23 protein-coding genes and 1 pseudogene are annotated in these 26453 nt (G+C 29.8%); 19 read left to right on the forward strand and 5 right to left on the reverse strand.

The features are described from left to right. Positions 1 to 88: 88 nt before the first annotated feature. Complete coding sequence (locus tag IR213_RS12660; protein WP_194312676.1) at positions 89 to 1036, forward strand: NADP-dependent oxidoreductase; 948 nt, start codon at positions 89 to 91, stop codon at positions 1034 to 1036. Between the two features lie 85 nt (positions 1037 to 1121). Here IR213_RS12660 and IR213_RS12665 read toward each other — a convergent pair whose 3' ends face one another. From IR213_RS12665 to IR213_RS12680, 4 genes are all read right to left on the reverse strand, one after another. After that, entirely contained in the window at positions 1122 to 1703 is a 582-nt protein-coding gene (locus IR213_RS12665) for a TetR/AcrR family transcriptional regulator (RefSeq protein WP_194312677.1), read from the reverse strand. 11 nt (positions 1704 to 1714) lie between these two features. Beyond that, entirely contained in the window at positions 1715 to 2272 is a 558-nt protein-coding gene (locus IR213_RS12670) for a thioredoxin family protein (protein ID WP_194312698.1), read from the reverse strand. A gap of 225 nt (positions 2273 to 2497) precedes the next feature. After that, positions 2498 to 3049 carry a carboxymuconolactone decarboxylase family protein gene (locus IR213_RS12675; protein ID WP_194312678.1) on the reverse strand — a complete coding sequence of 184 codons (552 nt, stop codon included), beginning with the start codon at positions 3047 to 3049 and terminating at the stop codon, positions 2498 to 2500. A gap of 100 nt (positions 3050 to 3149) precedes the next feature. Then, complete coding sequence (locus IR213_RS12680) at positions 3150 to 3689, reverse strand: carboxymuconolactone decarboxylase family protein (protein ID WP_194312679.1); 540 nt, start codon at positions 3687 to 3689, stop codon at positions 3150 to 3152. Between the two features lie 524 nt (positions 3690 to 4213). Between IR213_RS12680 and IR213_RS12685 the strand changes: the two genes are divergently transcribed. From IR213_RS12685 to IR213_RS12775, 18 genes are all read left to right on the forward strand, one after another. After that, positions 4214 to 4819: a thioredoxin family protein gene (locus tag IR213_RS12685; protein WP_194312680.1), complete on the forward strand. Its 606-nt coding sequence runs from the start codon at positions 4214 to 4216 to the stop codon at positions 4817 to 4819. 65 nt (positions 4820 to 4884) lie between these two features. Then, positions 4885 to 5757, forward strand: a complete 873-nt coding sequence (locus IR213_RS12690; protein WP_194312681.1) for a helix-turn-helix domain-containing protein — start codon at positions 4885 to 4887, stop codon at positions 5755 to 5757. 248 nt (positions 5758 to 6005) lie between these two features. Next, entirely contained in the window at positions 6006 to 9647 is a 3642-nt protein-coding gene (locus IR213_RS12695) for a metallophosphoesterase (RefSeq protein ID WP_194312682.1), read from the forward strand. 79 nt (positions 9648 to 9726) lie between these two features. Next, complete coding sequence (locus IR213_RS12700) at positions 9727 to 9945, forward strand: hypothetical protein (RefSeq protein WP_194312683.1); 219 nt, start codon at positions 9727 to 9729, stop codon at positions 9943 to 9945. A gap of 4 nt (positions 9946 to 9949) precedes the next feature. After that, the gene (gene ppk1 / locus IR213_RS12705) at positions 9950 to 11956 is read left to right on the forward strand and encodes a polyphosphate kinase 1 (protein WP_194312684.1); all 2007 of its coding nucleotides are present in this window, start codon (positions 9950 to 9952) and stop codon (positions 11954 to 11956) included. Further along, positions 11957 to 12793: an SdiA-regulated domain-containing protein gene (locus tag IR213_RS12710; protein ID WP_194312685.1), complete on the forward strand. Its 837-nt coding sequence runs from the start codon at positions 11957 to 11959 to the stop codon at positions 12791 to 12793. It begins immediately after the preceding gene. Continuing rightward, the gene (locus tag IR213_RS12715; protein ID WP_194312686.1) at positions 12790 to 13794 is read left to right on the forward strand and encodes a DUF6268 family outer membrane beta-barrel protein; all 1005 of its coding nucleotides are present in this window, start codon (positions 12790 to 12792) and stop codon (positions 13792 to 13794) included. Before IR213_RS12710 ends, IR213_RS12715 begins: the two co-directional genes overlap by 4 nt. Before the next feature lie 3 nt (positions 13795 to 13797). Beyond that, positions 13798 to 14856, forward strand: coding sequence for a DUF2652 domain-containing protein (locus IR213_RS12720; RefSeq protein WP_194312687.1), 1059 nt, complete (start codon positions 13798 to 13800; stop codon positions 14854 to 14856). A 17-nt stretch (positions 14857 to 14873) separates the two neighbouring features. After that, positions 14874 to 16043 (forward strand): Pycsar system effector family protein, encoded by a 1170-nt coding sequence (locus tag IR213_RS12725; protein WP_194312688.1) that lies wholly within the window; start codon positions 14874 to 14876, stop codon positions 16041 to 16043. A 6-nt stretch (positions 16044 to 16049) separates the two neighbouring features. After that, a complete protein-coding gene (locus IR213_RS12730; protein WP_194312689.1) occupies positions 16050 to 16805 on the forward strand; it encodes an alpha/beta hydrolase family protein in 756 nt (251 codons plus the stop codon). A 401-nt stretch (positions 16806 to 17206) separates the two neighbouring features. Next, a complete protein-coding gene (locus IR213_RS12735) occupies positions 17207 to 18043 on the forward strand; it encodes a helix-turn-helix domain-containing protein (RefSeq protein WP_194312690.1) in 837 nt (278 codons plus the stop codon). Between the two features lie 711 nt (positions 18044 to 18754). Continuing rightward, positions 18755 to 21208: an outer membrane beta-barrel family protein gene (locus IR213_RS12745; RefSeq protein WP_194312691.1), complete on the forward strand. Its 2454-nt coding sequence runs from the start codon at positions 18755 to 18757 to the stop codon at positions 21206 to 21208. 265 nt (positions 21209 to 21473) lie between these two features. Beyond that, entirely contained in the window at positions 21474 to 22754 is a 1281-nt protein-coding gene (locus tag IR213_RS12750; RefSeq protein ID WP_194312692.1) for a gliding motility protein GldB-related protein, read from the forward strand. A 666-nt stretch (positions 22755 to 23420) separates the two neighbouring features. Further along, a complete protein-coding gene (locus IR213_RS12755; protein WP_194312693.1) occupies positions 23421 to 24692 on the forward strand; it encodes a tyrosine-type recombinase/integrase in 1272 nt (423 codons plus the stop codon). 116 nt (positions 24693 to 24808) lie between these two features. Beyond that, positions 24809 to 25213 (forward strand): hypothetical protein, encoded by a 405-nt coding sequence (locus IR213_RS12760; protein WP_194312694.1) that lies wholly within the window; start codon positions 24809 to 24811, stop codon positions 25211 to 25213. Between the two features lie 7 nt (positions 25214 to 25220). Beyond that, the gene (locus IR213_RS12765) at positions 25221 to 25499 is read left to right on the forward strand and encodes a hypothetical protein (RefSeq protein WP_194312695.1); all 279 of its coding nucleotides are present in this window, start codon (positions 25221 to 25223) and stop codon (positions 25497 to 25499) included. Between the two features lie 61 nt (positions 25500 to 25560). After that, positions 25561 to 25911, forward strand: coding sequence for a hypothetical protein (locus IR213_RS12770; RefSeq protein ID WP_194312696.1), 351 nt, complete (start codon positions 25561 to 25563; stop codon positions 25909 to 25911). A gap of 2 nt (positions 25912 to 25913) precedes the next feature. Then, positions 25914 to 26357, forward strand: coding sequence for a hypothetical protein (locus IR213_RS12775; protein ID WP_194312697.1), 444 nt, complete (start codon positions 25914 to 25916; stop codon positions 26355 to 26357). On the opposite strand, the pseudogene IR213_RS12780 reads toward IR213_RS12775, so the two are convergent. Further along, a pseudogene (locus IR213_RS12780) lies at positions 26354 to 26453 on the reverse strand (IS982 family transposase); the annotation flags it as partial. The gene IR213_RS12775 and the pseudogene IR213_RS12780 sit on opposite strands and share 4 nt — an antisense overlap.

A 26453-nucleotide genomic window follows, 5' to 3' on the forward strand; every position in this document is an offset into this window, starting at 1 on the left:
TTTTAAATACTAGTTTTTCCTTTTTTAGTTATAATTTTTAAAATGCCTTTTACCATAATTTTGCATAATTAATTTAATATAAAAATTTATGAAAGCAATAGAAATTAAAAAAGCTGGAGGTGTTGAAAATTTAGTAAACATTCAAATCGAAACTCCTACAGTTTCTGACGGGGAAGTCTTAATTAAAGTTAAAGCGATTAGTATTAATCCTGTAGATTATAAGGCCAGAGAAAGCGATGGTATGCTAAATGCTGTTTTAGGTCCTAAAAAACCATGGATTTTAGGCTGGGATATTTCAGGAACTGTAGAAGCTTTAGGCAAGAATGTAACAGACTATAAAATTGGAGATTCTGTTTTTGGAATGATTAATTTTCCAGGTCACGGAAAAGGGTATGCTGAATATGTTGCAGCTCCCGCGACTCATATTACTAAAAAACCGGATAATGTATCAGATGAAGAAGCTGCTGCTGCTACATTAGCGGCACTTACAGCATGGCAAGCTTTAGTTACCAATGCAAAAATTAAAAAAGGGGATCGTATATTAATCCACGGGGCTGCAGGAGGAGTTGGACATTATGCCGTTCAATTTGCTAAACATTTAGGCGCTTATGTGATCGGTACGGCCTCAGCTAAGAATAAGGATTTTGTATTGGGGTTAGGAGCTGATGAATTTATTGATTATCAGACTCAAAGTTTTGAAAATGAAGTTTCTGATCTTGATTTTGTGTTTGATTTATTTGGGGACGCTATTTTTGATAGATCAGTTCAAACTGTTAAAAATGGTGGGCAAATTATTGCACTATTGGACAACTTAACAGAAGAACAAATTGCCTATTCAAAATCTTTAGGGATAACTAGTTATAGAATTATTGTTCATTCTAATGGAGAGGATATGGAGCAAATTGCTAGTTTGTTAGAAAAAGGGATTGTAAAATCACATGTTTCGGCTACCTTTTCTTTTGATGCACTAAAAGATGCCCATTTGCAACTTGCAACAGGGAGAACTAGGGGAAAAGTTGTGGTAGTAATTGAGTAATACATTACTGCATGTTATTTTAAAAAAGTTGAGCCTACTCATAAAGTAGACTCAACTTTTTTTGATATTATTAATACCATTATTATTAACTAAGAATGGCCAAATTAATTTTAACAATATCGTTTATGGCATCCAGATTTTGATTGTATTTTATGGCAACCCGTATTCCGGAAATACTGTTATAAAGAAAATTAGCCAAATGATTGGCGTTAAAATTGGTAGTAATTTGTCCTAAGTTTTGTCCTTTGAGAATGGCAATTTCAAAAGTGGATACAATATCAGTTTGATTAGCCATAACAATTAGAGCAATCTCCTCATCACAAGCAGATAATTCAATTGCCGAGTTAACCATAAAACAACCTTTAGAAATTTTTGAATGAATATCTTGTTCTATTACAAGCTTAAAAACCTCTTCTATGGTTTTCTTTATATCGGTTGAATGCTCTACTAGGAATAGCATATTATTAACTATTTTACTTCGATACCTTTGTAATGATTTAACAAATAAGGTTCTTTTGTCTCCAAAAGTATCATATAAACTCGATCTACTTAATCCAAGATTTTCTACCAAATCATTTGCTGATGTGGCATTGTATCCATTAATCCAAAAAAGCTCCACGGCTTTATCTAATATTTCTTCTTGATTAAAATTTTTAGTCCTTGCCATAATAAATTATATTAATCTTTCCATTTAATGCTACAACCTATACTTGGTTTTTGTACATCAATATTTTTTTTATTTTCCAATAAATTTGCAATAGCCAATCGTAAATCCTGACCATCAACAGGTATGCCATTTCCAGGTCTTGAATCATCCAATTGTCCATGATAAACTGCCTGCAAATTTTTATCAAAAAGGTAAAAATCTGGAGTACAAGCAGCATTGTATGCTTTTGCAACTTTTTGGCTTTCATCAAATAAATAAGGAAAGGGATATTTCAAATGTAATGCTGCATACTTCATATAAATAGGACTGTCTTGAGGGTAATAATTTACATCATTACTACTAATAGCTATAAAATTTATTCCCTTTGGGATAAAATCATTTGCTAATTTAACTAATTCTTTATTAACATAAATTACAAATGGACAATGATTACAAATGAACATTATGATTGTTCCTTTACTTCCTTTTAATTCTTCTAAATTTTTAAAAGTATTTGTTTTTGTATCTAATAGTGAAAAATCTGGGGCTACCATCCCATTTTCAATTTTGTTTGAACCTACTAAAGCCATAATATTTTTTTTGTTTAACAATGAGTAATTTATTAATCAAGAAACCAATGTTTCTTTTATGTTTTATGAAATGATGCTTGAGGTTAAGAACAATACATTTACATTCTTAAAAATGATGCCTAACTAATTTTTCCTATTTTTTTAATAGATTATTTAGTTAGGCACCCTATATTTTTTAAACAAAAAATCAATGTTTAAATAATTAATTCTTAATCTGTTTTTGGATTATTTTTTCCAAACTCTACCTGCAAAAGCTGCATCTACTTCTGGGTTAGTGATGTGGTTAGAGTAATTACTCATTGTTTTAGCTGCTATTCCAGTAATAATTCCTAAAATATGGGATTCAGTGTATCCAACTTTTAAAAATGTGTCAACTTCTTCTTGAGAAATAAAACCTCTTTTCTCATTTAAAGAGCGAGCTAGTTTTGATAAAGCTTCTAATTTTGCATCAGGAATTTCTATACCATTTCTAATTGCATCTGTTACTTCTGTAGGAACTTTTGTCATCATATCACCTACAAAACTGTGAGCTGCAACGCAATATTCGCAATTATTCTCATATGCTATTGTTAAGAAAACTACTTCTTGTTCTACTGGAGTAAACCCTGAATGAGCTCTAAAAGTATTATACGTATACGTATAAGCATCTATTAGCGCTGGGTTATTTGCCATTTTTGTGTACATGTTAGGTATGAAACCTAAATTTTTCTTTGCTTGATCTAGAATTTCTTGAGATAATGCAGGTACTGAATTTCCCTCTAATTTTAAATGTGCCATTTTATTTATTTTAATTGTTACCCGAGTATTCGGAATGAATGTTCCGCAAAGGTACTATAACGGAACGAATGTTCCAAATAGTTTTTATTTTTTTTTTAAACTAGTAGATAGGTAAAACGGGACCGTCTATATCGGTCTGTGCTACGTTATTAAAATAATCAGTAAAAATATTTAATGCTACGGTACCAACAATTTCCGAAATTTGTGTGTCATCATATCCTGCACTTTTTATTTCATTTATCATTTTGTCTGATACCTTACCTTTGGAAGCAATAACTTCTAACGCAAATTTTAAAGCTGTATTGATTTTAGGATCATGTGATTCGCCATGTATTGCGTGTTCGAGAGTTACTATGTCAAGGCAAATGATTTTTTCACCTTGGTAAAAGTGTGCTACATGACAATAATTACTGCCGTTTTCGTTAGCTACTGTCAAGGCAATGAGTTCATTAAGCTCAGCTCCAATTGAGTTTTCATTAAGTGCTGCACTAAAAGAAAGATACCCTTCTAATACTGCTGGGGAATTTCCCATAATTCGGAGCATATTTGGAACTTTTCCTAATTTGTGTTGTACGGTATTAAACAATCTTTTGGTTTTACCGTCAGCGTTGTCTGGATGTATCGTTCTTAATCGTGCCATGTTTTTAATTATTTATACTTTGTGAGTTTTTATTTATTTGTTATCACAAAGGTATTCTTCTTTCAAAAAGAAGATTTAGACTTGTTTTCCCAAATGTTTGTCAGTTTTTCCTATGTTAAAGTTTTTTAAAATTATAGGTATTAGGAAATTGATTTTATTTAGCTATCAAGCATCATATTAAATTGACCACGTCGTATTTTTTATATAATCTATTTCTTTAATTTTCATGATGGTGACAGCTTCTGTGTCATTATAGGTAATTCAATTGCTGAGTTTGCCATATATTACTTTTGATGATGATTAAACCGAAGCAATTGGTTATTGCAATTATATTTTTTAAAAAGAAAAAAAGTTAACTCATCGGGAAAAATTGCTTCATTATTTGGGAGTATTGGGTTGCACTTTTGTATAATGAATATACATTTTCATTCTGGCCATATATTCATCGCTGAATTAATCAATTATAACAAGAATGGTTAAAGTAGGGATAACACAAATAAATAACAATAGAATAAATTTTTAAAATGGAAAACGTAACTTTACAAAACAGCATTAATCCAAATGACATAAAACAATATTTTAAAAATGGAGTTTCTTACGACCAATATAGGAAAGAAATGGAGTCAGGGCTCGAATCAAACCAGAACGATGATATGCGTAACTATATTGAATTAAATCAACATAGAATGAATCGATTGGATAAAAAGTTAGCTCTCTCCCAAGAAATGATTCAATCGATAAATTCCTTAAAAGAGAAAATATATTGGGTTGTATTGACCGAACATTGGTGTGGCGATGCTGCCCAAATTCTACCTGTATTGGCAAAAATAGCAGAACAGAGTGAGGGCAAAATAGAACTGAAACTATTATATAGGGATGAAAATTTAGGGCTGATGGACAATTTTTTAACTAATGGGGGTAGAGCCATTCCTAAATTAATTCAATTAAATGATAAATTAGAAATAAAAAAGCATTGGGGACCAAGACCCAAAACGGCTCAAGAATTAGTCATTTTTTTAAAATCTAATCCGGAGAGTGCTGTAACTTATTCAGAACAATTGCATAAATGGTATGCCAAAAATAATCAACTAGATATCCAAAAGGAAGTTGCTACTCTGTTGCAATTTTAAACTAATATCAGTTATAAGAGTAATAATATTAATTAGATGATTAAAATAATTAATTAAAATAAATCGTGAAAGAAGGCAATATTTACAGGTTTCTGAATTCAATTAACAGAAAAGTTGACTTTGAAGTTATTCCATCAATACCTAATTCTTTTTTTGAAACTGATCAAAAAGAAAATTATTATACTATTATGGTAATAAGCAAAGGTGATGGTAAAGTAAAGCTAGATTTCTCAGAATTTACATTCGAAGAAAAGTCAATTTTATTTTTTTCAATTTCACAGTCTTTTAGGATTATTAATGCGGGTAATATTGAGGGATTTGCCATACGTTTTCATCCCGATTTTTTTTCTTTTAAAGAAATACAGGGTGAAATTCCTGAGGGGGTTTTACTTTTTAGCAGTTGTTATATGCCTTCAACGCTTAAGCTTAATGATAATCAGGAGTTTAGTCTGTTTTTAATGATTATTGATTATTTGAAGGAAGCGCTGCAATTAAATGGGAACTATATAAAGGAAAATATAATTTCCAATTTGCGTATTTTTATTTTAGAAGCTTCAAAATTAAAATCAATTAAAAATCAGGATGCACTGACAAGTTTTCAAGATATTAAAATACCTTTTAAATCCCAATATTTAGTTGATGCCATAGAAAACAATTTCAGAACAAAACATAATGTTGAATTCTATGCCGATTTTTTTCAAATTCCCCTAAATATTTTAAATCAAATTTGTTTTGAAAAGTTTAAAAAATCTCTAAGTGATTTAATTTATGAGCGAATCATAATAGAATGTAATAGGCAACTATACATTACTACCAAAACATTGAAACAAATATCAACTGATGTGGGGTTTATCGATGAAAATTGTTTTGTAGAAGTTTTTGAATCAAGGACTGGTTTGTCACCAAAACTCTTCAGAGAGACTTTGGGGGGTTTTTAATGTTCATTGCATTTTTGCTAAATGAATGTTTATAAATAAACGTAGTATTTATGTAGCATAGTTCAAATTGTAATATAAGAAGGAAGAAGTTACAGTTTTATTAAAATCATCAGTATTGATTTTTTTATTTTAAGATTGAGGTATAGAAATCTAAGCTAAATGGAATATAAAGTTGTCGTTAGCACTATATAAAAGTAGGTGATGTTGAGCTTTAAAAGCCAAATTTTTAATTATTTATATTATTTAATATGAGATACTTTTTTAGAATACTATTAGTTGGTTTAATGATTTTTTTGTCTCATTCTTGTGCAACGTTTGATAAACAAACAACAAAAAAATCATCAGTTAAAGATGACAATTTAGGTGTAAACATTTATTTAATCGGTGATGCCGGACTTTTAGAAAACGGCAATCAATCAAAGGCCTTGGATGCTCTAAAAGATAAGATAAAAGATTCAAAAAAAGAAGATGTTTTACTTTTTTTGGGAGACAATGTTTATCCAAAAGGAATGCCCAGTGAAATATCTGATGTGAATAGAGAAGAAGCCGAAAATTCCTTGCAAGCACAAACTAATATTGCCCAAAATTTTAAAGGGAAGGTGATTTTTATTCCAGGAAACCACGATTGGTACTCCGGCATCGACGGATTGAAGGAGGAACAAAAAATGGTGGAAAAAGCATTAGGCAAGAATAGTTTTTTACCAAAAAATGGTTGTCCAATAGATAGTTATGAGATTTCAAAAGACATAGTTGTTATTGCAGTCGATAGCGAGTGGTATTTAACCGACTGGGACAAACATCCAAAAATAAACGACAATTGCAATATAAAAACACGATTTAAATTCTTTGAAGAATTTAAATCCTTAGTCAATAAAAATCAAGGAAAAACGATTGTTTTGGCTATGCATCATCCACTAGAAAGTAACGGAAATCATGGTGGTCAATATGCTTTTAACATTTTAAAAACACCTTTAAACATAATTAGAAGAACATCAGGAGCAAGTCCTGAAGATAGTAATTATCCGCTTTACAGAGAACTATCTAACAAAATCACCACCATTTTACAAGAATACAAAGACAATGTTATAGTAGTCTCTGGACACGATCATAATTTACAATATTTAGTTCATAAAAACATTAGCCAAATTATAAGTGGTTCGGGCTCAAAAGTAAATTCGGTTCGTCATTTTAAAAAAGACACCCTTACTTTTGGCTATTCTGGTCTGGGATACTCAATACTGAATATTCAAGCAAATAAACAAGCAGTTTCCTTTTTTGATGCAAATAATAATTTGTTACATTCCAAGGTTATTCGAGAAATCAAGAAAAAAGTCAGCACACAAAATGTTAATTTTCCAATAGAAAAAAATATCAGTGCTTCAATTTACAATCAAAATATAGGAAAGAAATCGAGTGCATTCAATTTCTTTTTCGGCAATCATTATCGTGAATTGTATTCTAAAAAATTCAATTTCCAAGTGGTTAATCTAGACACACTTTATGGAGGTCTGAAACCTGTAAAATTAGGTGGCGGCAATCAATCAGTATCACTGCGATTAGAAGACAAAGACGGAAAAGAATATGTAATGCGTCGTTTGAGAAAGAGTGCAACTCAATTTATTCAGGTCAAGGCATTCCAGCAAGATTATATGAAAGATCGTTTAAACAATACAGTAGCCGAACGTTTCTTGATGGATTTCTACACCACTTCTTATCCATTTTCTGCTTTAGTGACCGGGAATTTATCTGATATTGTTGGGGTTTATCACGCTAATCCACAAATATTTTATATTCCAAAACAGAATGGTCTAGAAAACTTCAATGATGTTTTGGGTAACGATTTATATTTGATTGAAGAGCGTTTGTCTAAAGAATTTAAAGCTGGGAAATCGTTCGGAAAATCAGATGATATTGTTTCTACAGATGAAGTGATGAACAATTTGATGAAAGATGAAAAATACAATATCAATCATCAACAATATATCAAGACACGTTTGTTTGATATGTGGCTTGGCGATTGGGACAGGCACGAGGATCAATACCGCTGGGCCACTTATATAAACCAAGATGGAACAATTAGCTATGCCCCAATTCCGAGAGATAGGGATCAGGCTTTTCCAAAATTTGATGGTTTTTTTACTCAAGCTTCGACCCATCTGGTTCCCGCACTTTGGTTGATGCAGTCTTTTGGCCCAAATCTTAAAAATGTAGAAACCTTCAATCAGATTATCTACAAAACTGATATGATGCTTATCAACCAATCGAGTTTAGATGAATGGCTAACCGAAGCTTCTTTCTTACAAAAAAATCTAACCGATGAGTCTATCGAAAAAGCTTTTGCCAATCTTCCGGAAGAAATTAAAGAAAAAAATATTGAAAACATTAAAGCTAACCTTAAAAGCAGACGTGATCACATTGCAGACTGGGCAAATGAATATTATAAAATTCTAAACAAAAACGCCATTATAATAGGAACTAATAAGGACGATATTTTTGAAATAACACGATTAGAAAATGGGAGTACTCATATCAAAGTAGAACGAAATAAAAGTTCCGAAAATAGTAAGGACATTGTTTATGAAAAAGAGTTTTATCCTAATATAACCAAAGAAATATGGATTTATGGATTAGACGACAAGGATCATTTTATTGTAAATGGCAACGGAAAAGCGGCTATCAAAATCATCATTGTCGGGGGGCAAGACAAAGACATTTATACTATCGAAAATCCTGGTAAAATTCAAATTTATGACTATAAAACCAAAGAAAGCGTTTTTGAAGGAAAGGAAGTTAAACATACATTGACAGATGATTACACTATTAATACATTTGACCATAATAAATTTAAACATAATTTTCGTCAAATACTACCATCAATTTCCTACAATCCAGATGATGGTTTTCTATTGGGTGCCTTGATGCATGTTACTAAATTTAATTTTGAAAATAATCCGTTCTCTCAAAAACACACTTTTGGAGCCCGATATCTCACGGCTACAAACGGTTTTGAAGTAAGCTACAAAACAGAATTGGCCAATAGTATTAAAAAATACAATATTGGTTTTGAAACCAGATACACTACACCAGCATTCAGTCAAAACTTTTTTGGGTTTGGTAACGAAACCAAGAATTTTGAAAACAGTCTTGACATTGAATATTATAGAACAAGACTAGAACAATTTAATGCCAAATTATCACTAATAAGAAGAGGAAAAGCAGGTAGTTTATTGAATGTCAGTATCCCGTTTGACTATGTAAAACCCAACGATAACATGGGTAGAATAATCGAGCAATTATTTGTTCCACAACAATTAGAAGCAAAAAAATTCATTGGATTTGAAACCAATTATAGATTTGAAAACAAGAATAATAAAGCATTTTCAACATTAGGATTCGAATTTAATTTCACTGCGGGATGGAAAACAAATTTGGAGCAAGGAAATCTAAATTACGCTTATTTTAGCCCTGCCTTACAAATTGATTATCCTATAATTAGAAATGAAAAACTAACCCTTTCAACGCTTTGGAAAGGAAACATTATTTCAAATAATAATTTTGAGTTTTATCAGGCAGCAAGTATTGGCGGTAAAAATGGCTTACGCGGTTACCGAAACGAACGCTTTTCTGGTAAAAGTTCCTATTACCAGAATACCGATTTGCGTATGAATTTATTCAATTTCAACGCCGGTATTTTACCAGCTAAGTTCGGAGTTTTTAGTGGTTTTGATTATGGAAAAGTTTGGCTGGACGATGACAATTCAAATAAATGGCACACTTCCTATGGTGGTGGCATTTTTGCCAATGCAGCTGGATTATTTATTTTTCAAACATCTTATTTTGCTTCAGATGATGGAGGAAGATTTGTGTTTGGACTGGATTTTGGATTTTAAATAAAATAATATTGAAGGCAATGATAAATTCTTTCAAACATTCAATGTATCAAAAGCAAATAAGCAATCATAATATCAAATGAAACCAAGAGAAATTTTTACTACAACGGCTGCTCTTATACTTATACTTATATCTGGAATTTCAATCTTTTGGAAGCCAATAGTTTGGAGTTTAATGTTCATTATGCCAATACTATTTGTTGGAATTAGCGACATTATTCAAACCAAACACATTTTACATCGTTTGGGACCAAATAATTTAGTATCCTACAAAGAATTGTATCCTGAAACAATATAAAATAATGAAACTAAATTTAATCCCTTCTGAACTTACCTGGCTATATTTCAATCAATGTATTGTAGATGAGGCAGCTGATGTTACAAATCCTCTTTACGAACGCATCAAATTTATGGCGATTTTTTCTTCAAATTTGGATGAGTTCTTTAGGGTAAAAGTCAATCATTTAGCGAATGATAAAAGCATTCTAAAAAGCGATTTTTTTAATACAATTTTAAAAGAAATAAATCAGCAACAGGAACAATTTGGTGGCATTTGGAGAAATGATATAATTCCTGAATTAAGACAAAATAATATTATCGTTTATGAAGGGCAAAAAATTGAAACTTTTCATCATAAAGAGATAGAGCGTTATTTTAAAAGTAATATTCTTTCATTTGTTCAAGTAGTTTTTATTCAGAAAGGAATTGGTAAAATTTATTTTTTAAACAACAGAAGTTTGTATTTTTTAGTGAAATTAAAAAATAAAGAAGGCGAATTTAATTATGCCTATATCAACATTCCTTCTGACAAATTAAATCGTTATAAACAATTACAAAAAAAAGGCGACAACAACTACATCATATCTTTAGACGAAATAATTAAATCTTGTTTGTACCTAATATTTATGCAAGACGAAATTGTTTCGTGTTTCGCCATCAAAATGAACCGGGACGAAGATTATGAAATTGAAGATGAAAATACAGGAAATTTAATTCACAAAATAAAGGACAAAATTAAAGAGAGAAAGACTGGTTTACCTACTCGATTTTTGTACGATTATTTAATGCCAAAAGAAGAAATTGATTTTTGTAAAGAAACATTTCAACTCAAAAAAAGCGAAATGGTTGCTGGCGGAAAAATGCATAATTTATTCGATTTATTCAAATTTCCAAATCCTGTTAAACCCAATCTTCAAAGCCCAAATTTTCCAGCTTTGGAGCATAAAGCATTTGAAAATTTGAATTCGATTTTTGAAGTAATTGATACAAAGAACCAGCTTTTGCATTTTCCCTATCATTCCTATCATTATGTCTTGCAGTTTTTTAATCAGGCGGCGATTGATAATCGTGTAACAGAAATTAAAGTTACGTTGTACCGAATTTCGACTCAATCCTTAATTGCAAATGCCCTTATTAGTGCGGCCAAAAACGGAAAAAAAGTAACTGTTTTTGTGGAAGTAAAGGCTCGTTTTGATGAGGATAACAATTTACATTGGGCAAACGAAATGAAAAAAGCAGGCATAAAAATCATTTACAGTATGCCCAATTTGAAAGTTCACGCCAAAATTGCTTTGGTAACAATGCAAACTGCAAAGAAAACAACGCAGCAATATGCCTATTTAGCCACAGGAAATTTTAACGAAAATACAGCTGCGATCTATGCTGATCACGGATTTTTTACATCAGAAAAAAAATATACTGATGATATTTCCAAAGTTTTTCGGTTTCTGAAAAGCAAAGAAAAAAGTGTTGAAATGGATACCCTTTTGGTAGCAGGATTTAATATGAAACAGCAAATATTAAACCTAATTGATACTGAAATACAAAACCATAAAGCAGGAAAGTCCTCGGGAGTTTTATTAAAAGTAAACGGAATTGATGAAAAAGATATTATTAACAAACTCTATGAAGCAAGTCAAGTCGGAGTAAAAATTACGTTACTTGTTAGGGGTATTTGCTCACTTTTACCCGAAATTAAAGGAATTAGCGAAAACATAAAAGCCTACCGGATTGTAGATATGTTTCTGGAACACGCTAGAATTTATAAATTCAATAATGCTGGTGAGGAAAAAATGTATTTGTCATCGGCTGATATGATGGGTCGAAATTTAAATAGTAGAATTGAAGTTGGCTTCCCTATCGAAGATGAAGATTTGAAAACCGAAATTAATCAAATTATTCAATTTCAATTAGAAGATAACACCAAAAAAAGGATTATTAATTCTAATGGAAAATGTGCAATAATTCAAAATGTAAAAAATACAAAAAGAGCTCAAGTTGATATATATAATTGGCTAAAAAATAAATAAATGAATAAGTTGCTTAGTGTTTTTCTAGTGATTTTTCTCTTGATTTCCTGTAATAAAAAGCAAAAATCAAATTTTAATGTTTGTAGCTATTACCAATTGCAAAAGCCTGATGAAATATGGGAAATGCCTATTGAACTCAAAGAAATTTCGGGTATTGTAAAGCTTGACAATCAAAAAATTATTGGCGAAAATGATGAAGAAGGGAAATTATTTATTTATGATTTAAAAAATAAATTGATTGAAAAAACAATTTTATTCGCAAAAAAGGGTGACTATGAGGATATTGCTATAAATGAAGAAACTGCTTACATATTGCGATCTGACGGAATTATTTTTGAAATAAAGGATTATAAAACGGAACCTAAAACGACAAAACACCATACTTTTTTGAGTAAAGATGATGATACTGAAGGAATGTTTTTTGATGAGGAAAACAATAGATTATTAATTGCATGCAAAGGAAATTCTGGAGTTGTGAACGAAAAAAAGGTAGTTTTGGTTTATGAATTTGTATTAGATAATAATAGTCTTAATCCAAAACCAATTATATCCATATCTCAAAAAGATATTAGAACAAAATACAAAAACACAAATAATTTTGCTCCAAGTGGCATTGCCATTCATCCCATTACAAAAAACATTTTTGTAATAACGTCCGTTGGAAAAATGATGGCTGAGTATTCTCCTCAAGGAAAATTACTCCATGTTTTTGATTTAGATTACCCCTATTTTCAACAGCCGGAAGGCATTAGTTTCTCGCAAAATGGTGATTTATACATTTCAAATGAAGCAAAAGGCAGTAAAGCCAATATTTTAAGATTTAAATATTTATTATGAAAAAAATACAAATCATATCTATTATGTTGTTAATTTGCTTTTTTCAAGCTCATGCACAAATGGACAGTTTACAAAATGTTAAAAGCAAATATTGTGTTCCTGCTATAAAGGGCATTCCAATTGGTAAAGGATTTTCTTTTGAATACCAAACATTACCAAATGTTGCTATTGAGACTAAAGACAAAACAGGAATTTTTAGTGACTCAAAAAGTACAATAAAAAGCAACAGTAATATTGAAGCCAAATTAAAGATTCCAATATTCGATAAGCCTTATTTGACCGTTTTGGGAGGTTTAAAATATACTTTTGAAGAGTATCACTTTGAAAACCCTGTTATTAATCCACTTTATAAAAATTTAGAAGACAGAGGCTTAAAAAGTATTGGCGCAAATGTTACTGTTATTAAGCCAACAAAATCTAATAAATTTTGGATTTTTAAAGCGAGTGCAGATTTAAATGGGGATTATGATCAAAATAACGGCAACTTAACTGATTATTTAAAATTTTCAATTTCACCCGCCTTAGGATGGAAAGTAAATGACAATTTTTCTTATGCTTTAGGACTAAGTTATAATTATCGTTTTGGAAGTCCATTAATTCTTCCTGTTATTGCGTTCAACAAAAACTTAAATGAAAAGTGGAGTATTGAGGCCATCTTGCCATTATTTATAAAATCGCGTTTTAAATTTGATGAAGGTATATCTTGGTTAAACACAATTGAAGTGGAAGGCGCCTCTTATAAATTAAATAATTTTAGTTCCGAATTTCCCCAGTTTGATAATCTGCATTTACACCGTTCAGACATTCAGTTTACGACACGGATAGAAAAAAAATTAGTTGGATGGCTTTGGGCAGCAACTGAAGTAGGTTTCAGAAAAAATTTAACTTATGATTTAACTAATTCCAACAAAGCCAACAACAATATTATTTTTGATAACACTATAAAAAGTGCTTTATTATTTAATGTGTCATTATTTATTTCTCCTAGAAAAAAACTATAAATTATGCAAAAAGCACTTTATTTTATGCCTGATATTAGTGGGTTTACCAATTTTGTAAACGACACAGAAGTTGAACACAGCATTCATGTAATTGCTGAATTGTTGGAACTTTTGCTTGACAATTCGAGTATTGACATGCAATTAGCCGAAATTGAAGGTGATGCATTGTTTATGTTTTCGACTGAAATACCTGATTATTCGCAACTTTTGCAACAAACAACAACGATGTTAGAGCAATTTCATAGACACACGAAAGGTTATGAGACACAGCGAATTTGTAATTGTGGTTCGTGTAGGTCGGCAATCAATTTAGAACTCAAATTCATCATTCATTACGGAGATCTTGCTTTTATTAAAGTAAAAAAAATAGTAAAACCTTACGGGATGGATGTAATCAAGATTCATCGATTATTAAAAAATGAGGTACCCGTTAATGAGTATATTCTGTTTACTGATAGTGCTTATAATTTATATAAAAATGATACTGATGAAACTTGGATAAAAAAAACGGAACCTTTTGATTTAAATATCATGGACTATTTTTATAAAAATTTAGAGAATATAAAAGATTCGATTGTATTGGAATCAATTGATAATTCGACTAATACTATTGAAAACTCAATACCTGACCTTATCATTGAAGAAATATTTGATATTAATATTGATGTCCTTTTTTCCTATATTAGTCAATTAAAATACCGTCATCTTTGGGAAAAAGGTGTAAGAAGAATTGATTATGATAGTGACAAAATTAATCAGGTGGGAACAGAACATACTTGCGTTTTAAACGTTGGGAGTTTAAAGTTTGAAACTATTACCGAAACAACATCTGATAATTTAATTTATGGGGAAAAAACTAAAGATTTAATGTTTGCCAAAAATTATCATTATTTCATTAGATTTCACAAAATAGATGAAAATACCACAAAAATTGACATAAACATCTATTTCGAGTTTACATCATTAGGCACCTTAGTAAAATCAAGAATATTAAAAAGAATGTCTAAAATATGGGAAAATAAATTGGTACATCTTCACCGGATATCAACAAATATAATTTAATCATAAATTTTTTAACTATGGATTCAATTCTAAAAAAAGCAGAAACCTTTGTTCTCAATAGTTTCAATGATAATTTAAATCCTAATTATGTTTATCATAATTTTTGTCATACACAATTTGTGGTGTCTAAAATAAAAGAAATCATTCAAGATGAAAATCTTACTGAAACCGAAGAGGAAATTTTGCTGCTCGCAGGCTGGTTTCACGACATTGGATATACTATCAATAGTAAAAAACACGAAGATCATAGCATTACAATTGCTAAAGAATTTTTAACCCAGAATGAGTATAGCAAGAAAAACACGGAAACCGTTATGGCTTGCATCGCAACTACAAAATTAAATGAAAAGCCCACTTCTCTTCTTGAAAAAATCATACAGGATGCCGATTATTCACATTTAGCTTCGGTTAACTATTTAAAAATTTCCAATCAGTTAAGAACTGAATTTGAAAACACTGGTTGTCGTATTTACAGTGACCAAGAATGGCTTGAGGAAAACATTTCGGTATTTAATAGGCATAAATATTATTCAAAATATGCTAATTTAAACTGGAATTCAGCCAAAAACGAGAATTTGATACTTCTTAAAAAAGACTTAAAAAGACTATCTAAAAAGGACAAAGAATCTTCAAAAAATATTTTAAAGGACAATAAATCAGAAAAAAGTATAGAAACTCTTTTTAAATTAACATCTGCCAATCATTTAAAATTAAGCTATATCGCTGATAGAAAGGCTAATATTTTGTTATCTGTAAACGCAATTATACTTTCTATTACTTTATCACGATTAATATCAAAATTTGACAATCCTTCGAATTATTTTTTAGTTTACCCTGTAATAATTTTTGTGGTTTTTACTGTTATTTCAATTATATTATCAGTGATCGTTACAAGACCAAATATTACTTCGGGAAAATTCACTAAAGAAGATGTGGCAAATAAGGAAGTAAATCTCTTGTTTTTTGGAAATTTCCACCAAATGGAACTTAATGAATTTAAAGATGGGCTAAAAGAGATGATTAACGATAAGGAGTATATGTTTACTTCGATGACTCGGGACTTGTATTTTTTGGGTAAAGTTTTGGATAGGAAATATAAAATTCTCCGCTGGAATTACAATATTTTTATGTTTGGAATAATAATTTCATTAGTTGCATTTGCTATTTCTTATAAATTTTTAAGATAACCGGCAATGATTTCAGAAAAAATAACTTTCAAAAATAGTAAAGGCGATGAGTTATCGGCCAGATTGCAGCTTCCTGATAGCGAACCTTTGGCCTATAGTATATTTGCACATTGTTTTACTTGCAATAAAAACCTATCGGCAGTAAGAATCATTTGTAAAACCTTGACGGAGAAAAAAATTGCCGTATTGAGTTTTGATTTTACTGGTTTAGGGGATAGCGAGGGCGATTTTGAGCAAACTAATTTTTCTTCAAATATGGAAGATTTATATAGTGCTGCCCAATTTTTAATTAAAAACTACAAAGCTCCATCACTCTTGATTGGGCATTCACTAGGTGGTGCTGCAGTTTTGTTTGCTTCGGCTCAAATGCCGTCCGTAAAAGCAATTGCAACCATAGGAGCTCCTTCAAATCCTAAACACGTTGCCCATTTATTTCATGATGACATTGATGAAATCAATCAATCAGGCAAAGCAATAGTTTCTATTGGGGGGAGAGAATTCACCATCAATAAACAGTTTATTGAAGATATTCAGGGCAGAAATATCCGACATATTTTAGGGGATTATCAAAACTCTATTTTAATACTGCATTCACCACAAGACAACACCGTAGGCATTGAAAACGCTGCTGAAATATACAAATTTGCAAGACACCCTAAAAGTTTCGTCTCCCTAAATGGAGCGGATCATTTGTTAAGTAATAAACGAGATTCTGAATACGTTGGGAATATCATTGCCACATGGGCTGAAAGGTATTTGTAGAAAAATAAATAAAAAAAATGCAAGCTCAACCTTAAATTAAAGAAAGTGTCTTGCGAGGTATTTAGACAACGATGATTGGGTTGTGGATGGAAATTATTTACGGTTTTGTTTTTATATAAAAAATTATGTTGGTAGGGGTGACGCTAACTTTATTTATAGACTTAATAAAAATTTATTTACCCTGCACAGTCAACACTCTTTGCGAACCGTAAAAACTACTTTTAATAGTGCTATTTTTTTATTTTATGTCTTTATTAAATTCAATGTTTTTTAATTGTTTATATATGCCAAAAGATAAAAAGCTAAATATTTCCGGGGGGGGGGTCAACCGAGTTTAATGCAGTTTGCATTATGCCATTATTAAATAAATTTATATATGTTTGTTTAAAAATTAATTCTTAATGAAGTACACCGGTAAAGCAAATGAGTTTTTAAGATTGACAGATCTTAATGAAGATAATAAAAATTTGATTTTTGAAGTAAATGAAAGTGATTTAACAATTATTTGGAATACAGACAGTCCCTTAAGTATTGTTATTGATAATATTGAATATCAATTATTAAAAAATGAAATGATTTTTTTAACAGAGTTTCATAAAATTGATTCCATTAATTTTCAGAGTGCAAGATTAGTCCGATTTAACAGACCGTTTTATTGTATAATTGATCACGACACTGAAGTTAGCTGCAAAGGATTGTTGTTTTTTGGTGCATCAAATGTTCCTATAGTTTCAATTTCGGATGAAGAATTTGAAAAATTTGATGTTTTATGGAAAATGTTTCGACTAGAGATGACTTCAAAAGACAATTTACAAGTTGATATGTTACAAATTATGTTACAAAGATTACTAATTTTAAGTGTCCGAAGCTATAAGAATACAATTCAATTTGACAAATTGGATAAAAGTCAGTTGGATATCGTCAGAGAGTTTAATTTTTTGGTAGAAAGTAACTTTTTAAAGCATCACGATGTCGCTTATTACGCATCACTTCTAAATAAATCTCCAAAAACATTGTCAAATCTATTTTCGATAGTTTCAAAAAAAACCCCGTTGAATATTATTCATGACAGAATTATGCTAGACGCAAGAAAACGAATTCTTTATACGGATAAATCCATAAAAGAAATTGCGTATGATTTGGGGTATGAAGATATTCAAACATTTAGTAGATTTTTTAAAAACAAAGAAGGAATTTCTCCTATAGAATACCGTGTAAAATTTAAAAACAGTAAATAAGAGTAGCAATTGTTTATTAATCGGGAAAAGGTTTCTATTTAGATACCTTTTTTTATGCCTAATTTTGTACTGTCAATAATGACAAAAGATTTAAAATAATAACCATGGAAAGTTTTAATGTTCCCGCCATAGATGAAGTCTCAGAATACAATCAACTAATTTTTGATAAACTTCAATAAGGATCAGAATTTAACGCAAGAAATACTTTTTTTGTAGATGAGAGGTAATTCATTCACCTCTTTTTTTTGAAAAAATAATTACGGTTGTTGTAAAGGTAAAAATGATGATTCATCGGGAAAAAAGGTCAATAACTAGCCTTGTTATCTTTCTCAAATTTGTTTTGTCAATAGTGACACAAAATTTAAAAAAAAATAGAAACTATATTAACAAAAGCGGCCTTGTTTTTTTTGCACTAAATTTTGCATGTACACATTTTATTATGAGGTTGTTTGTGAATTTGCACTAACAGGTTTGTCAGGTATTTCTTCGCAAATAAAAAAATTAGTATCAGAAACATCAGCCTGTATTTTTTTCTTCTTCCAAAAGTTATATGCCAATAAAAGAAGAGACTCTTAATAAAAAATATTCGAAGCTTGACTTCGGACTTATCCAATAATAACTTCATAAAATAGACAATTTCAATCAATCAATCAATCAATCAATCAATCAATCAATCAATCAATCAATCAATCAATCAATCAATCAATCACTATGAAAATTTCTTTACAATTATTAATATGCGTTTTATTTTTCTCGTTTGGAATTACAAAGGCACAAAACTTAGGTCAAATTTCGGGTAAAGCAATTGCTCCAAACGAACAAACTAAAAAAGGCATTCTAGTCAAACTTCTCTTAGCCAAAGACCGTTCGCTAGTAAAAACGCAATCTACGGATTCCAATGGAAGCTTTGTTTTCGAAAATCTAATTATGGATAATTATTTTGTAGTCATTGATAATTTAAGTTTCAACAAATTCCAAAGTAAATTAATCACAATTGATAAACAGCAATCAGAAATTATCTTGCCAACAATTGTATTGGAGGCGATTGGTATCAAACAACTTAATGAGGTGGTTATCCAAAAGAAAAAGCCTCTCGTGACACAAAAAATTGACAGGACTGTAGTAAATGTAGATGCTTTGATATCGACGGCAGGTGGCAATGCGATGGAGGTTTTAGAAAAATCTCCAGGAATAAGTGTCAATTCAGACGGAACAATAACTTTTAAAGGAAAGTCAGGGGTAACTGTATTTGTAGACGACAAACCTACTTATTTATCCGGCTCAGATTTGGAGGCATATCTTAAATCATTACCCGCAAGCACATTAGATAAAATAGAATTGATTTCAAATCCTCCTGCAAAGTACGATGCGGCTGGAGGCGCAGGTATAATCAACATTTTAACTCGAAAATCTAAAATTAAAGGCTTTAACGGAAACTTGACTACCAGAGTTGCTCAAGGAAAAAGAGGTCAAACCAGAGAAGGCTTGAATTTGAATTATTTGAACAATAAAGTTCGATTATATGGCAACATTGGGTATGCTACCCAAGATCACATTACAGATTTGTACATATTTAGAAAATTTAAAAAGGAAGACTTAACCACTAAAAATATATTTGATCAATACAGTCAGTTAGATGGGGTTTCCCAAACGACTAACTCAAAATTAGGATTGGATTACTATATTACTCCAAAAAGCACGTTTGGAATCGGATTAACTGGGATCTACAGATCAAATAACAACACTAGCAAGGTAAGAAGTGCTTTTTCTGATGCAGGTTTTGTATTAGACTCTACAATAATTGCAAAAAATTTGGAAAGAAGCAAATTCAAAAATGCCGGTATAAATCTTAATTATCGTCATGATTTGGACACCATTGGTCAAAAAATCACAGTCGATTTAGACTACTTAAACTATGATAAAAACACAAATCAAAGATTTAATAATTTTATTTATCAGCCTGATAATTCTTTGAGTAGCCAAGATGAATTGAAAGGGGCATTACCGGTTAAAATTTCTATTTATTCACTAAAAGCAGATTATTCACTGCCTTTAAAACATTCCGGGTTACTTGAAACGGGTTACAAATCAAGTTATACCAAAACCAATAACACTGCCGATTATCGTGATGTAATTAACGAAAATGAAATTCCAAATTATAACACCAGCAATCATTTTAAATACGATGAGGTCATCAATGCTGTCTATTTGAATTTTAATACTGACTACAGAAGATTCACTTTTCAAACTGGATTGAGATTAGAAAACACGGAGTCTAAAGGGAATCAGCTAGGAAATATTTTAAAACCAGCTTCGGAATTTAAGAAAAATTACACAAATCTTTTTCCAACACTGTTTGTTCAATATAAATTAGATTCTGTTGGTGACAATCAATTAGTTGCTAATTATGGCAAACGTATCAATAGACCCAATTATCAGGATCTTAATCCTTTTATAAGTCCATTAGATAAATACACTTACTATGCTGGAAATCCATACCTAAACCCATCTTTTTCTGATAATTACGAATTATCTTACCGCTTTAAAGGCTTGTTTTCAACTACACTAACATATGCAAACCAAAAGAATGAAATTGAAGAAACAATTGAAATTAATGACGGTATTTATTATAGTAGGCCAGGAAATATTGGAAAAAATCAAATTTATAGCATTAATTTAAACGCTGATATTCCTTTTAATAAATGGTGGTCTTCAAATGTATATACAGAACTTACTACTTTGAATTCTCAAAGTAAATTATATTCAGAAGATTTAAATTCGTCAGGAACTTTTTGGCTTTTTACAACGATTAATAGTTTAAAATTAAAAAAGAACTGGTCAGCTGAAATTAGTGCCGGGTATCAAACTAAAATTACACAAAACCAATTTGAAATTGCTGGCAAATCATACGTGAATTTTGCAATACAAAAAAAGATACTGAAGGAAAAAGGCAATCTTAAGTTAGCAGTTAATGATATTTTTTATGGAAGTTCAACTTACGGGCAAATCAATAATTTAAAACTTACTGATGCAAAATGGACTAATATACCTGACTCTCGTTTTGTTGCTTTAACATTCACATATGGTTTTGGAAAAACTTTCAAAAATAAATCAGAACATAATCCAACTGGAGCCGATAGCGAGAAAAATAGGGCTATACTATAATAATTCTTAATTACAAAAAATTTGATTTATCAAAAAATGTCTTTAATCTATGATTAATGTTTCCTAAGATAATAATTGAATCAATAAACTGTGTAGACTTTTTAAAAATTTATTATTTGTATGACTTTTTACTTAACCTTCTAATTTGAATTTACAATCCATAATCCATAATCATGCGCTTTACATGCCATTTTAAAACAGGAATAGGTAATTTTATGCGCATATAAAGTATTGTGAGCTATTTAATCCAAAAAGAAGTGAAAAAATGAAAAAATTAGGTTTTATTACATTGATTGTATTTTCAATAAATACAATTATTTATTGTCAAACCAAATCTGTAGTACAGAATATTGATAAAATAGCAGATAGTTTATACTCAGCAAATAATTATAATTTAGCAATAAAATATTATTTAAAATTAGCGGATAATTCGGATTTTAATAACAAGAAATCAAGTGCTTATTATAACGCTTCTTGTTGTTTAAGTCTTGAATCAAAAAAAGATAGTGCAATAATTATTCTTAAAAAAGCAATAAAAAACGGTTATAATGATAAAGAAAATCTATTAAAAGATACAGACTTGATGAACCTTCACTCAGAAATAGAATGGAAAAAAATAGTTGCAACCTTGAAAGAAAGCGATAAAAAATTAAATAGTAATCCAAAAAAAGTTAAATTCTTTAGCTCGGATGTTAAAAATTTTTGGACAGCATACAAGGCAGCATCAAAAGATACAATAAATAAAAAGAAAATATTCGGAAAATTATATTTTGAAAAAGCCTCTTTAGGTATGATAGATTATATGGGTTTAAAAGTTAGCAGTATTGATAAATTTATAGCAACAACAAATTCATATCCAAAATTTTATGCTACAATTGAAAATAAGACTAAAAAAATAAAAAGCCGTGAACAAGAATTTTTAAATTCTTTTATTAAACTAAAAGAGATTTATAATCAAGCAAAATTTCCAGACGTGTATTTTGTTATCGGTGCATTCACTTCTGGTGGTACAGTCTCAAATAATGGCTTGTTAATTGGAATTAATCAATATTGTGTAAGTAAAGAAGTAGAATTAACCGAGTTTAATTTTCAAATAAAATCCAGAATGAGTGAATGGTCAGCTTTACCTAACGTAATCGCACATGAACTTATTCATTATCAACAAGATGGACTAGAGAAAGAAAAAATAACTTTATGTTATGTAGTAAGAGAAGGAATGGCTGATTTTATAGGTGAATTAATTTCTGGACAAAATGCAAATCCGAGTTTACATGAATGGGCAAAAGGTAGAGAAAAATCAATTTGGGCAAAATTCAAAAACGATATGTATTTAGATAAATATGATAATTGGATAGCAAATTCACAACAATCAACACCAGAAAATTTTCCAGATCAAGGATATTGGATCGGATATCAAATATGCAAATCATATTATGAAAATGCAACTGATAAAAAGAAAGCAATAGACGAAATGTTAAACATTAAAGATTATAAAATTTTTTTAGAAAAAAGTAAATGGGAAAGTAAAATTGAAACATACAAATAAACAACGCACAACCGCCGTTAGGCAATATGGCAAGTTTAGGCTTAATTTAAATTTGGTTTTGTACTTGAAAAATTAGTCTTTAATCGAAAGTTTTATACTTTCTTAATCGCCACTTAGGTATGCAGAATCGAATCTATTATATCCAGTTTTCATAATTCAATTAATAATGTTTTTTTCAACTTTATTTTTGTTAATTTTATTCATAAAAGTCAATAAAACAAGTAGCTAACTTAAAAAAAACATTCGTCAACAGCACTGAATAGATTTGCGTAATGGCTTGTTTGAAAGTTGGTTTTGTATTTGAATGATACTATTTAATGCGTTCTATTAATATTCGCAATATTGTCTATAAGATGCTACTTTGTGCTTTTAGTATTTGTCATAATGAATGGGAATCTAAAAATAGACAGGTGGCTTTCGCACATAAACACTAATAGTATCATCGTACAAATTAAAAAAAAACCTAACTACTTATGGATTAAGTAACTAGGGTTTAATTTTTACTTTAATAGTGGAGTCGGGGAGTATTGTTACTTTTATAACTCATTATTATGTTAATAAGTGTTTATTGATGCTTAAGCCATATTAATAAAGAAGTCTTATATTTGTTATCATTATGTTTTTATAATGAATTATAACATTTTTGGCAACTAAAATGGCAACGCAATGAAATACACTTTCAAACTCAAAGAACCAAATTTACAAAAAGAAACATTGATTTTGTTTTCTTGCTTCTTCAAAGATGAAAACAAGAAATTCATATTTTCTACTGGCGAAAAAATCAATCCTATTCATTGGGATGCAGTGAGCAAATTTCCATACATAAACGGGAAAAATAAATCAAAGTTTGCCGAAAGTATCAAAATGCAATTAAATAGGTATTCCGATTTGATGCTGGAAACTGAAAGTTTGTATAAAAGGATAAATGAAGACTTCACTTCAAAAACCTTAAGAAAAGTATTTGATGAAGAGTTTAAAATTACGCCTTCCGGAAAAAATATTTTCTTTGATGCTTATGATGAATTTACAGCAGAAAGAACAAAAGCAAAGGTATGGTCAGATGCTACAGTTTTAAGGTATGCAAATATTAAGAACATCCTTAAAAAGTTTGAGATTGCAAAAAATTATCCTTTGACATTTAGTAAAATTGATGAATCCTTTCATCGTGAATTTACTTGTTATTGTATGGATGAATTGAAGCACATAAACAACACGTATTCCAGAAATTTAGGCCTTTTCAAAACTTTTATGTTTTGGGCCAAGAAAAAGAAATTTACTTACAATGATGCTTTTGTAGATTTTAAGAAAGTAGATCGTGTTATTACCAATCAAATAGCGTTAACCATTGAAGACCTTAACAAATTAATGAAACACGAATTTAAAAGCAAAAGACACGAAAAAGTAAGGGATGTTTTTGTTTTTGCTTGTGTTACCGGAATGAGGTTTGGCGAACTTTCTCTTATAACTAGAAGTAATGTAACCGATAATTATATTATTCTTAAGGAGCAAAAAGACGAAACCAAAGAAGCTAGAGAAATTCCATTAACAAGCCTTTCAAGATATATTTTACTAAAATATGACTATAACCTTCCATTGATAGCAAACCAGAAACAAAACACTTATATCAAAGAAGTATTTGCTGAATTAGAATATACTGGCAAAGTGCAAAAAGTTACTACCAAAGGCAAAGAAAACATTAAAGAAGAAATGATTTTTAAGGACAGAATAAGTACACATACTGCCAGAAGAACATTTATCACTATGATGAAAAGACAAGGCAAAAGCGACAAGCTTATTGCTTCTATAACAGGTCATTCAGATATGAAAACTCTAAATCAATATTACCAAATAAGCGAACCAGAAAAGAAAGAAGCAATGGATGAGGTATTTAAAATTGACATCCCATTGAAAGTTGTAAAATCCGGCACAAATGAGTAAAAAACTGTTTTATAGACAGTTTAAAAAAAAGTAATGAAAGTAATAAAATATATTAGTAAGTAATAAAATATATTACTATTCATTACAAATTTAAACAACCCTTTAAAACAGAAATTATGAGAAATTTAAAATTAAAAGAAGTAGCCGAAAACACAGAGTCAATCCGTGAATTCTTAGAAACAAAACCAAAGATGAAAATTGTAAAAAACATACTTAGCGATGCTATAATATTTTCAAGATTGAGTGGTAAAATGTCTGATATTCTAAATTTGTTTAATCCTAATAATCCAGAACAGGATTTTAATCTTGAGAGTAAATATTATGGAATTTCTAATGCAGGTGATATTTTGAAAGTCAAAGATCAAGAGCTGGACGAGGCTCTAACTAAGATTTATTGTGATTTAGTTTATGTGAGTGATAAAAAAGATTGTGAAGTAAATGATTTAGCCCAATTGGTTTTATTCCAATGGTTAAAAACAATCAAAAAATATAATTCATCTTATAATTCATCTCTAATTTAATCTTATTATGGAAAATAATAGCACAGAAGTAAAACAACAAATTGAAAAGCTTCAACAAACAATAGTACATAGGGCCGAAGAGTTCGCTGGGGATATTTCAGCTTTTCAATTCTTTATAAGAACCGCAATAGAAAGACAACTACATGCCTTTACATCAAATGAATTTCCGTACGAAAAACCCAATTTAGAAGAGTTCGAAAACATTATGAATAATAATCTACTGTTAAATGATATGTTTGAATGTATGGCGAAAATTAAAATTTTAGAGGCGGAACTTGAAAAATAAATATTAACATTCAGTTGAACCTAGCCTTACCAAAAGTTAGGCTAGGTTAATTATTAAGGGTATGAAAAAAGTAATAATTTTCAATTATAAACAGTATGTAGATCTATATCCGGAGTTACTCAATGAATTTTTATTAATTGATATTGATTATGAGGAAATTGATTTTTTAGAAATTGAACTAAGAAATTATAAAACATTTTACGCAAATACAATCACTGATTACAAGAATGATAGAGAGTATTTTGATGTTGAAAACAACGTTTTTATAGTTGATAATTGTAGTTATCCCATAGTTTTAGATATTTCAGAATATGCAAATAAATTCAAAGGCAGTTATGACAATGAAGGATATGATTTGTTGGCGTTTAAATTCAAAAAAATAATAGAATTTTTGGAGCAAAAAAACATATAATTGTGTCAAACTCACCTTCAAAAATAAGTGATTTTTTGGATTATAATGATGAGTTTGAAAATGTTAAATTAAATCAAAGCAGCCAATATGCTGCGAAAGAAAAAATACAATTTCTAATTAATAGTTTAATTGATTTTTCCACAAAAAATGAATATAATTTTGAATTATATCAATCATTTGCTTTGGATTGTGGAAAATCTTTCGATTATTACCTCTCTCAAATAGACAATGAAACTGACAAAGAGAAAATAATTTCAGATCTAAAAGCAAACTTTCATTTTTCGACTAGAGACATTGTTACTGATTTAATGGCAAAAAATAATACAATAGGAGATAATTTTGAACCTGGAGTATCTTATTACATTGCACCACCTATTCCAGACGCCAGAATTAGAGATTATGAGAATAATTACAAACACTTAATTGAACCCGTTGGGTGTAATTAAACTATTTGTGTTTTAATATTGTTTATTGGTCTTTCAAAAATAAATCTATTGATGAATTGAACCAAAGTTAAAGCTGTTATTTTAGCTAAAATTCTT

The sequence above is a fragment of the Flavobacterium soyangense genome (assembly GCF_015277675.1).
Lineage (GTDB): Bacteria > Bacteroidota > Bacteroidia > Flavobacteriales > Flavobacteriaceae > Flavobacterium > Flavobacterium soyangense.